The organism is Pseudomonas sp. P5_A2_2, assembly GCF_054177685.1.
This window is the reverse complement of record NZ_JBGCUL010000170.1, coordinates 1-9,555: the sequence shown is the minus strand read 5'-3', so window position 1 is coordinate 9,555 and position 9,555 is coordinate 1. Positions and strand designations below refer to the sequence as shown.

The window sequence follows — 9,555 nt, the reverse complement described above, 5'->3', positions numbered from 1 at the left end:
GCCCTGGGGACATTTGAGCGGGTGCGATTGCAGGAATGCCTGAACTTCATCTCGACGGAGATTCACGGCGGGCTCGGCTGGCTGTTCAACGCTCGATTTCCCGAAGAGGTGAAAGCGCTGATCAAGGAGAAACTGTTCAAGCGTTTGGCCGTGTTGAACCAGACGCTGGAGCGGCAGGATTACTTGATGGCGGGCGGGTTCAGCGTTGCTGATGCGTATTTGTTTACGGTGTTGCGCTGGGCTCGGTTGTTCGACATTCAATTGAATGAGTGGCCTGCGTTGGCAAGGTTTCAAGCCAGGGTGGATCAGCGGCCGGCGGTGAAAGCGGCGTTGACCGCAGAGTTGGCGTAAGGCTTGAGATCAATCGCGAGCAGGCTTGCTCCTACAGGGGATCTTGGTTGACCACGGGTTTTGTGGGCAATACAGACCTAATGTGGGAGCGAGCCGGCTCCGGGCGGCGTTCCGACGATGACGACCTTCCAGACAACACAAAACTACAAACTGGCACTCACCCTGGTAGCCACCTCCCCCGGCACCCAGCCCTTCCACACCTGCGGCTGCTCACGCAAAAACGCTTCGGCGACTTCCCGGGGTTTCTGGCGCTTTTCACTCATCTGGCCGAGGGTCTGGTTCAACAGATCGATCGGCAGGTCGACCTTTTCAAAGAACGTCACCAGGTCCGGGTATTGCGCCTTGAACGGTGCCGATACGCCGATGGCCAGGCTCGCTGGCATCGAGCGCGTGCCTTTGGGGTTCGGGTTGTTGGCGTCGGCCAGGGTTTTCCAGGCTTGCGCGTCGAACGGCGGTTCGTCGAGTTTCACCAGTTTGAAACGCCCCAACAGCGGTGTCGGCGACCAGTAGTAGAACAGCACCGGTTTACCACGGCGGATCGACGACGCCACCTCGGCATCCAGTGCGGCACCAGACCCCGTGCGGAAGTTGACGTAGCTGGCGGTCAGGTCATAGGCCTTGAGCTTCTGGCTGTTGACGATTTCCGAGGTCCAGCCGGTCGGGCTGTTGAGGAAACGTCCGCGGCTCGGGTCTTCAGGGTCGCGGAACACATCCTTGTACTTCGCCAGATCAGCAACGGATTTCAGCTCCGGGGCCAATGGCTTGATGCCGCGCTCGGGATCGCCCTTGATCACGTACTCCGGCACCCACCAACCTTCGGTGGCGCCTTTGACCGTATCACCCAGGCCGAACACTTTGCCCTCCGCGGAAGCCTTGACCCAGGCCGGACTGCGTCCGGCCCACTCTTCACCGATAACCTGGATATCGTTTTTGGCCAGCGCCGCTTCAAGGCTGACGGTGCTGCCCGGCAGCGTGTCGGTCGGGTAGCCGTAACCTTTTTCAACGATCAGGCGCAGGATTTCGGTGATGAGGCTGCCGCTTTCCCAGGTGATGTCGCCAAAGTGAATGGGCGCGATTTTCTCCGTGGCCGAGGCCGGGTGGGACAACAGGCTCAGGGCCAGCAACGAACTGCCGAGCAGGGTTTTGATCGATCTCATGCGGACCTCTTGTTCTGGAGTGGACGGTTCAGGGGTTGATTGGCGCTGTGCCGGTCGCACAGGGCCTGGGAACGGGTCATGTAGTCGCTGACCGAACGCAGCGAGATGCCCAGCGCGGCGGCAATTTGCGGATAGGTCAGGCCGTCGATCCGCGACAGCAGGAAGGTCGAACGCACTTTGCCTGGCAGCCGCTGAAGACTGCGATCCACACGGGTCAGGGTCTGGGACATCTGAGCCAGTGCCTCCGGCGATTCGGCGTGGATCGGTTCGGCCTGTTGCAATTGCTGAAGATACTGGCGCTCCAGATCACCTCGACGCCAACGCTGATAGAGCAGACGCCGGGCGATGGTGGTGAGCAAGGCACGGGGTTCACGGATGGCCGTCAGGCCAGGGGCTTCGAGCAATTGCACGAAAGTTTCGCAGGCAATGTCTTCGACAGCGGCGGCATCGTTCAGAGACTGACGCAGGCGCGTGCAGAGCCAGTGGTAGTGAGCGCGGAACAGGCCGTCCACGTGTTTGCGATGAAGAATATCGGCGCCGGACATAGGGGCTCCTGGGTTAGGGGTCGCTGAATGTCCGGTGGTCCGGTGAGGCGAATCCTAGCAAGGAGCCTTATTCATTAATAATACTTAAAACTTATTTTTATATTCGTTTATGGAATTAAACAAAGGTGTGCCTGATAGACCGCTTTCGCGAGCAAGCTCGCTCCTACAGGGTTTCGGGGTACCTGGACCCAACACTCAAACCTTATCGCACTTCCCCATACCCCAACGTCTCGGCCTCACGCTGATAATCGAGCACAACCTGATAGTCGCTTTCGTTGGCGGGCAGTACCTCTGGCAAACCGAGAATTTCGGCAACCTCCGACAATTCGCGCAACGCCAGGTTCATCACCCGCAGAAGCTCTTCAGCCTGCTCATCGTTGACCGTCGCGGCGGTAATGAACGGTAAGGCAGGACTGAGCGCACTGCGGGCAATCACCTGCAAGCCGGCCACTTCCTCTGTGGCATGCCGCGCCAGGTAGGCAAAGGTCACGCTGTCGATGGCCGCCAGATCGGCAAGGCCTTCGCGTAACCAGCGCAGGCTTTCGCGATGGCTGCCGCTGATTCCCACCTGAGCAAAAAACCGTCCGTCACGTTGCAGCGGCGCCAACCGGTGGCGCAGCAGATTCATGCCGCTGTTGGAGTCCTGGTCATTGATCACGCCTAGGCTGCCGCGAAAATCTGCCAGGGTTGGCCGTGCATCATCAAGGCGTCCCAGAATCAGGCTGCAATGATTGCCATCGCTGCTGTCCGGCAGCTCATAACGAGGCCGCCCCAGCACCCGGACCTTGCCGCGCAATGCCGTCATCAGCGGATAGCCGCAGGTTTGTGTCAGCAGTAAATGCGGCGACAACCACACCTGCATCAGTGACAGGCCTTCGGCATCACGGCGGGTTTCGCCCAGGTGCTCGAGGATTCGCGCCAGCCAGCGCTCGCTGGCCTGGTGAATGGGTTCGGGGGCGGTGTACATCAGTAGTTCGGCGATGTGTTGGGTCATCGAAATGTTCCTGCGTAACGTAACCTCTGTAGGAGCGGGCTTGCTCCGGGCGGCGATCCGACGAAAGCGTTCTGCCTGACAACATTGATGCTGGATGTGCCGGCCTCTTCGCGGGCAAGCCCGCTCCTACAGGGGTCGTTGGTGATCAGGCATCAGTGAAACGGATGCCTCGGGCTGTCGATGGCTTTTACTCCATGTTCACGCCAAAACTGCCCATAACCCCGCACCAGGAATCCCCCACTACGCGCCAGCCATTGCTCGCGGCGGGCGCTGTAGGCGCGGGGCAGGTCGTACCACGGCAACCCCGGCAACTCGTGATGCACCAGATGAAAATTAAGGTTCAGGAACAGCCAGCGCCACGGCCACGCCGCTTCATTGAGCACGGTGCGTTGCTCCGGCGCCGCATGAGGTCGGTGTTCATAGTAGGAGCGAATCATGGCAATCGACAGTGCCGGCACACTGATCAAAAACAGGTAATGCCAAACCGGCAACACACTGAAGCTTGCGATAAACAGCAGCATCACTCCTGTCATCAAGCCGTGACTCAACCACATCAGCCAGGCCTGTCGCTCGCCTGCTCTGAGGCGTTGCAGCTCTTCACCGGCCAGCGTCAGCAAGGCCAGCGGTGCCCCCAGGGCAAAGCGGCCGAGCACGGTTTTGTTCAGCCAGTGCAGGCTACGCACCAGCGGTGAGCTGCCCTGCCACTGCCCGGCACTCAGGTAACGGCTTTCCGGATCACGACCGGGGATGGTCAGGTCCTCGTCGCGGTGATGCAGCAAATGGCTATCGCGATACAAGGTGTACGGATACCAGACGGCAAACGGTGCGTAGCCAAGGATTTTGTTCAGGGTTGGCCAGCGCGTGGGATGACCGTGCAGCAGTTCGTGTTGCACGGATAGCCACAACACCAGCAATGGAATCAGCAACAGAGTGCTCCACCACAAACCCAACCGATGGCTGTTCAACACAATGCCAAACCAGGCGCCGTACACACCGATCAACAGCAACCAGGTCGGCCACTCGGTACGCGCGGTGAAGCGTCGGCGCAGGGTTTCTATTTCTTCCTGGTGGGCGCTATCAAAGTAATGGGGCATGGCGTTGCTCAGATCGGGGACCAATCCCCTTCTGTGCAATGGCCTTGGGAAATATTGCAGATTATTTTCAGGAGGATCGCTCCCATGGTGCATGGGAGCGATCGATCAACGCGGGATCAGTGACCGAACACGCCGACCTTTTTGGCCTTCTTGTCCGCGCGCTTTTCAATGGCGGTTTTCACTGGTTTCTTTTTCGCCGCTTTCTTTGAATCCAGACCTTTGGACATGATGCGTACTCCACTCATGGGGATGTGAGAACAGGTATACACCTATCCCGGCGCGTGCGTTCTTTTATAATAGTCCGCTTTGCACACCGACAGTCCGAGACCATGCCCGATACCCAATTCACCCTGCTCGACGAGCCGTTATGGCCATTGATGAACAAGTTCTATCGCGCTCACCAATCGTCGATGAAAGCCGTGCGCGATGCGCAGTTGTGGGTRGCCCGGCGTGACCAGATTGTTGCCGTGCTGTGTTTGCGTCCGGTGTCCGGCGGGCATTGGCTGACCGGGTTGTTTGTCGATCCGGAGTGTCGCGAACAAGGGATTGCCGCCGGGTTGATTGCGGCTGCGGTGAAGGATTGCGAACAGCCGGTGTGGTTGTTCTGTCATCCGGATTTGCGAGAGTTTTATGAGCGACGCGGATTTGCTTTCGATCCGCCGATGCCTTACGCGATGGTTGAACGCTTGAGCCGCTATGCGCGTAGCAAGCCGATGATTGCGATGGGGTTGGCGCCCTAAATCTGTAGGAGCGAGCCTGAACGCGATGGCGGTGTGTCAGTCACCATCAATGCTGACTGTTAGACCGCTTTCGCGAGCAGGCTCGCTCCTACAGGTTTTACGGCGGCTTTAGTCGTCCGCGTTGGGGTCCAGGTCCGGGAACATAACCTCGGTGAAGCCAAACTTGCTGAAGTCGGTAATGCGCGACGGGTACAGGCGGCCGATCAGGTGATCACACTCATGCTGCACCACCCGCGCATGAAACCCCGAAGCAAAACGCACGATGGGTTGGCCCTTGGGGTCGACGCCTTCGTAGCGAATCTGCTGGTAACGCTGCACCGCGCCGCGCAGTCCCGGTACCGACAAACAGCCTTCGAAGCCCTCTTCCAGAATCGGGCTCAGCTGCGTGATCAACGGGTTGATCAGGATCGTCTGTGGCACAGCCTCGGCATCCGGATAACGCTCGCTGTGCTCGAAACCGAAGATCACCAGTTGCAGGTCGACGCCGATCTGCGGAGCAGCGAGGCCAACGCCACCCACACTCTCCATAGTCTGGAACATGTCATCGATCAGTTGCCACAGCTCGGGGCTGTCGAACATTTCGGCCGGCACTGGCGGGGCAATGCGCAGCAGGCGTTCATCGCCCATTTTCAGAATTTCACGAATCATGATCAGGTTTCGTCAATGGTCGGTTTGTGTGAGTGATCGCGGCCCAGTCCCGACACGTGGTGCTTTTCCTCATGGACGGGACCATGCTCGCCAGCCACTTTTTCGCCGGGGTCCTTGCCCTCTCGCGACATGTGCTCGATCACCGCGTTCATCTCCGCGCCCAGCAGCAGCACCGCTGCGGAAATGTAGAAGTACAGCAACAGCACGATGATCGCACCGATACTGCCATACATGGCGTTGTAGTTGGCGAACTCCTTGACGTACAAACCGAAGCCCAGGGAAGCGATGATCCACACCACCACCGCCAGCACCGAGCCTGGGGTGATGAAGCGGAATTCCTGTTTGACGTCGGGCATGACGTAGTAGATCAACGCCACCGCGACCATCATCAGAATCACGATCACCGGCCAGCGCGCGATGGTCCAGAGCGTGACGATAAAGTTCTCAAGGCCGACTTGCGCAGCGATCCACTCCATCACCTGCGGCCCGAGCACCATCAGCGCTGCGGCGATCAGCAGCATGCCGGCAATGCCGACGGTGTAGATGATCGACAACGGAAAGCGTTTCCACAGCGGGCGCCCTTCTACCACGTCGTAGGCAGCGTTCATCGCGCTCATCATCAGCCGCACACCGGCGGACGCGGTATACAGCGCAATCACGATACCCACCGACAGCAACCCACCCTTGGACTGCTGAAGCTGGTCGATCACCGGGTTGACCTGCTCCAGCGCCTGGGGCGGCAATACGAGTTCCGATTGCAGGCGCAACCAGGAGAAAAAATCCGGCAGGTGCAGGAAGCCGATCAGGGCAATCAGGAACAGGATGAACGGAAACAGCGAAAACAGCATTTGATAGGCCAGCGCCGAGGCATAGGTCGACATCTCGTCGGCGACGAACTCAGTGACCGTGCGCATCATCACACGGTGCAGGGGCAAGCCTCTCATGTCCGGAAAAATCATTCGCGTCTCCATTCGCCGCATACGGATTTGGGTGGAAGTCGTGGCGACTCAGGGGCCGATTTCTTTCATCAAGGTAGCCCAGATGGCGACTTTGAAACAATTTCAATGCGCAAGTTCAGGCTGACACAAAAACGGCCATCTGAAGATGGCCGCGTCTTCTTTTCATTAAAGGCATTTCAACGAAGGAAAGTCGTTACACAAGGTTGACCGGGGGCTTTTGCAGGGAGTTTCATTTAATTTCACCACGACATTTCATCGTTCAGTGCAGGTTGCGCTTTATGTTTGCGGGCCAACCCCTGAGAATGCGCAACACATTCAGGCCATGGCGCTGAAGATCCAATCCCGTAGGAATGTTATGAAACTCGATAAAAAGCAGGCCATTGCCCGCAGAAACCAGGAACTCGGCGGTGCTGTGCTTGGCGTCAACAACTGCCACTTCGCCGAACTGAACCGTAACCGCAACATCTGGTGGTTCGACCTCCCGGTGACGCGCCTTGCAATCGGTCAGTACGAGTGGATTCACCTGCTGATGCACACCCCGGACACCGACGAACTGCTGCACCTGAAAGTGCCGACCGTGTTCCTGCGCGAGAAGCTCGAAGGCGACTGATACCCCGCCATCGCCAGCAAGCCGGCTCCTACAGGTCGTCTACCTGTGTCAGGCGTCAACAAAAAGCCCCGCATCGGCGGGGCTTCTTGTTTTACGCGGTGGCTTTCTTCGCGTTGATCTTCTTCAGCTCTTCATCGCGCAGTTCACGACGCAGGATCTTGCCGACGTTGGTGGTCGGCAGTGCATCGCGAAACTCCACGGAACGCGGGACCTTGTAGCCGGTGACGTTGGCGCGCATGTGCTCCATCACCTGTTCCTTGGTCAGGGTCACGCCCGGCTTGGCAACGATGAAAATCTTGATCGCCTCGCCCGACTTCTCGTCCGGTACACCGATGGCCGCGCATTGCAGCACACCCGGCAGGGTAGCCAGCACGTCTTCGAGTTCGTTCGGATACACGTTGAAACCGGACACCAGGATCATGTCTTTCTTGCGATCGACAATACGCATGTAGCCATCGGGCTGGATCAGCGCGATGTCACCGGTCTTCAACCAGCCTTCGCTGTCGAGGATCTCATCGGTGGCCTCCTGGCGCTGCCAGTAGCCTTTCATGACCTGTGGGCCTTTCACGCACAGCTCGCCGATTTCGCCCATCGGTTGCTCGACACCGGCATCATTGATCACTTTGCACAGGGTCGACGGCACCGGAATGCCGATGGTGCCGATCTGGATATTCTGGATCGGGTTGACTGTCGCCACCGGGCTGGTTTCGGTCATGCCGTAACCTTCGCAGATGGCGCAACCGGTCACCGCTTTCCAGCGCTCGGCCGCGGCCAATTGCAGGGCCATGCCGCCCGACAAGGTGACTTTCAGCGCGGAGAAGTCCAGTTTGCGGAAGCCTTCGTTGTTGCACAGGGCTACGAATAGAGTGTTRAGACCGACGAAGCCGCTGAACTTCCACTTCGACAGTTCCTTGACCATCGCCGGCAGGTCACGCGGGTTGCTGATCAGGATGTTGTGGTTGCCGATCAGCATCATCGCCATGCAATGAAAGGTGAACGCATAGATGTGATACAGCGGCAGCGGTGTGATCAGGATCTCGCAACCTTCATTGAGGTTGGAACCCATCAGCGCCTTGCACTGCAGCATGTTCGCCACCAGGTTGCGGTGGGTCAGCATCGCGCCCTTGGCCACGCCGGTGGTGCCGCCGGTGTATTGCAGCACCGCGACATCGCCGCTGGCCGGGTTGGCTTCCGCCACTGGCTGGCCCAGGCCCTTGCTCAGCACTTCATTGAACTTGACGGCTTTTGGCAAGTGATAGGCCGGCACCATCTTCTTCACGTACTTGATGACGCTGTTGATCAGCAGACGCTTGAGCGGCGGCAGCAGGTCGGCGACTTCGGTGACGATCACGTGCTTGACGCCGGTTTTCGGCACCACGGTTTCTGCCAGGTGCGCCATATTGGCCAGGCAGACCAGGGCCTTGGCACCGGAGTCGTTGAATTGGTGTTCCATTTCCCGCGCGGTGTACAGCGGGTTGGTGTTGACCACGATCAGCCCGGCGCGGATCGCGCCGAAGACGGCTACCGGGTACTGCAACACGTTGGGCAGTTGCACGGCGATTCGATCGCCAGGCTGCAAGTCGGTATGCTGTTGCAGGTAAGCGGCAAACGCACCGGACAATTCGTACAGTTCACCGTAGGTGAGTGTCTTGCCCAGGTTGCTGAATGCCGGCTTGTTGGCGAAGCGTTGGCAGGATTGCTTCAACACTGCCTGAATATTCGGATACTCGTCTGGATTGATATCAGCAGCAATCCCAGCTGGGTACTTATCCTTCCAAAAGTCTTCGATCATGGAAGCCCACTCCTCAGCAACGCGAATTCAGCACCGCATTTGATGCGATTATTATTGGTGTTTGGTCATTGGTGAATCTGGCTGATAGAAGGCCGAGAAGTCACAAAGCGCGCCGAGAGTAGCAGCTTTGCCAGGGGTCGACCAGAGCCAAAAGCGGCCTCTACGGTCACGATTGTGACTCAAGACTATCGATTGGTCATTTTAGAGCAAAAATTCTATACATCCCCGAAAGCCCCGAAAATCGGGGCTTTCGCGCTAAAACTGTAGGAGCGAGCTTGTTCCGGGCGGCGTTCCGACGAAAAACGTCCGGACAACGCGATCATTCAAACAGGGCGCGTTATCGTTGACGTCCATCGCGAGCGAGCTCGCTCCTACAGGGATCAGCCATTCATCGATCAGGCGATATCCCGCAACTCCCGCCGCAGGATCTTGCCCACCGGCGTCATCGGCAACGACTCACGCAGCACGATGTGCTTCGGTACCTTGTACGCCGTGAAATTCTCCTTGCAGTAAGCCTTCAACTCTTCAAGGCTGACCCCAGCTTCACGGGCCACCACAAACAGCTTCACCGCCTCCCCCGACCGCTCGTCGGGCACACCGATGACCGCACAGTTGGCGACTTTCGGGTGGGCCATCACCACGACTTCGATCTCGTTCGGGTACAC

General features: G+C 58.4%; 10 protein-coding genes and 1 pseudogene. 3 read left to right on the top strand and 8 right to left on the bottom strand.

All coding sequences use genetic code 11. From position 1 onward, the window contains the following. A partial coding sequence (locus tag ACXRVY_RS12860) for a glutathione binding-like protein (RefSeq protein ID WP_458237514.1) occupies nt 1-351 on the top strand: 351 nt, incomplete at its 5' end. 143 nt (nt 352-494) lie between these two features. Here the strand turns inward: ACXRVY_RS12860 and ACXRVY_RS12855 are convergent. The 4 genes from ACXRVY_RS12855 to ACXRVY_RS12840 all read right to left on the bottom strand — a co-directional run bounded on the left by ACXRVY_RS12855 (nt 495) and on the right by ACXRVY_RS12840 (nt 4,141). Beyond that, complete coding sequence (locus ACXRVY_RS12855; RefSeq protein ID WP_223459407.1) at nt 495-1,508, bottom strand: ABC transporter substrate-binding protein; 1,014 nt, start codon at nt 1,506-1,508, stop codon at nt 495-497. After that, nucleotides 1,505-2,053, bottom strand: coding sequence for a sigma-70 family RNA polymerase sigma factor (locus ACXRVY_RS12850; protein ID WP_223459409.1), 549 nt, complete (start codon nt 2,051-2,053; stop codon nt 1,505-1,507). The genes ACXRVY_RS12855 and ACXRVY_RS12850 overlap by 4 nt, the downstream gene beginning before the upstream one ends. Before the next feature lie 202 nt (nt 2,054-2,255). Beyond that, nucleotides 2,256-3,047, bottom strand: a complete 792-nt coding sequence (locus tag ACXRVY_RS12845; protein ID WP_223459411.1) for a phosphate/phosphite/phosphonate ABC transporter substrate-binding protein — start codon at nt 3,045-3,047, stop codon at nt 2,256-2,258. 152 nt (nt 3,048-3,199) lie between these two features. Continuing rightward, nucleotides 3,200-4,141, bottom strand: a complete 942-nt coding sequence (locus ACXRVY_RS12840) for a fatty acid desaturase (protein ID WP_223459413.1) — start codon at nt 4,139-4,141, stop codon at nt 3,200-3,202. 329 nt (nt 4,142-4,470) lie between these two features. Here ACXRVY_RS12840 and ACXRVY_RS12835 point away from each other — a divergent pair, with 329 nt between their 5' ends. Beyond that, nucleotides 4,471-4,881 (top strand): GNAT family N-acetyltransferase, encoded by a 411-nt coding sequence (locus ACXRVY_RS12835; RefSeq protein ID WP_223459415.1) that lies wholly within the window; start codon nt 4,471-4,473, stop codon nt 4,879-4,881. Nucleotides 4,882-4,989: 108 nt separating this feature from the next. Here the strand turns inward: ACXRVY_RS12835 and def are convergent, their stop codons facing one another. Together def and ACXRVY_RS12825 are read right to left on the bottom strand one after the other, a co-directional pair. Further along, the gene (def, locus tag ACXRVY_RS12830) at nt 4,990-5,529 is read right to left on the bottom strand and encodes a peptide deformylase (protein WP_223459417.1); all 540 of its coding nucleotides are present in this window, start codon (nt 5,527-5,529) and stop codon (nt 4,990-4,992) included. A gap of 2 nt (nt 5,530-5,531) precedes the next feature. Continuing rightward, nucleotides 5,532-6,488: a YihY/virulence factor BrkB family protein gene (locus ACXRVY_RS12825; protein WP_223459419.1), complete on the bottom strand. Its 957-nt coding sequence runs from the start codon at nt 6,486-6,488 to the stop codon at nt 5,532-5,534. Between the two features lie 355 nt (nt 6,489-6,843). On the opposite strand from ACXRVY_RS12825, the pseudogene ACXRVY_RS12820 reads away from it, so the two are divergent. Then, a pseudogene (locus ACXRVY_RS12820) lies at nt 6,844-7,092 on the top strand (hypothetical protein); the annotation flags it as partial. A 97-nt stretch (nt 7,093-7,189) separates the two neighbouring features. On the opposite strand, the gene fadD1 reads toward ACXRVY_RS12820, so the two are convergent. Both fadD1 and ACXRVY_RS12810 read right to left on the bottom strand, forming a co-directional pair. Then, entirely contained in the window at nt 7,190-8,890 is a 1,701-nt protein-coding gene (gene fadD1, locus ACXRVY_RS12815; protein WP_223459421.1) for a long-chain-fatty-acid--CoA ligase FadD1, read from the bottom strand. A gap of 395 nt (nt 8,891-9,285) precedes the next feature. Further along, the coding region (locus ACXRVY_RS12810) for an AMP-binding enzyme (RefSeq protein ID WP_458237513.1) at nt 9,286-9,555 on the bottom strand (270 nt) is incomplete at its 5' end.

What these genes read in the sequence shown, in the direction of transcription:
- ACXRVY_RS12840 (WP_223459413.1), bottom strand. Translation starts at nt 4,141, where the DNA reads ATGCCCCATTACTTTGATAGCGCCCACCAGGAAGAAATAGAAACCCTG.
- ACXRVY_RS12855 (WP_223459407.1), bottom strand. Translation starts at nt 1,508, where the DNA reads ATGAGATCGATCAAAACCCTGCTCGGCAGTTCGTTGCTGGCCCTGAGC.
- ACXRVY_RS12850 (WP_223459409.1), bottom strand. Translation starts at nt 2,053, where the DNA reads ATGTCCGGCGCCGATATTCTTCATCGCAAACACGTGGACGGCCTGTTC.
- def (WP_223459417.1), bottom strand. Translation starts at nt 5,529, where the DNA reads ATGATTCGTGAAATTCTGAAAATGGGCGATGAACGCCTGCTGCGCATT.
- ACXRVY_RS12825 (WP_223459419.1), bottom strand. Translation starts at nt 6,488, where the DNA reads ATGATTTTTCCGGACATGAGAGGCTTGCCCCTGCACCGTGTGATGATG.
- ACXRVY_RS12845 (WP_223459411.1), bottom strand. Translation starts at nt 3,047, where the DNA reads ATGACCCAACACATCGCCGAACTACTGATGTACACCGCCCCCGAACCC.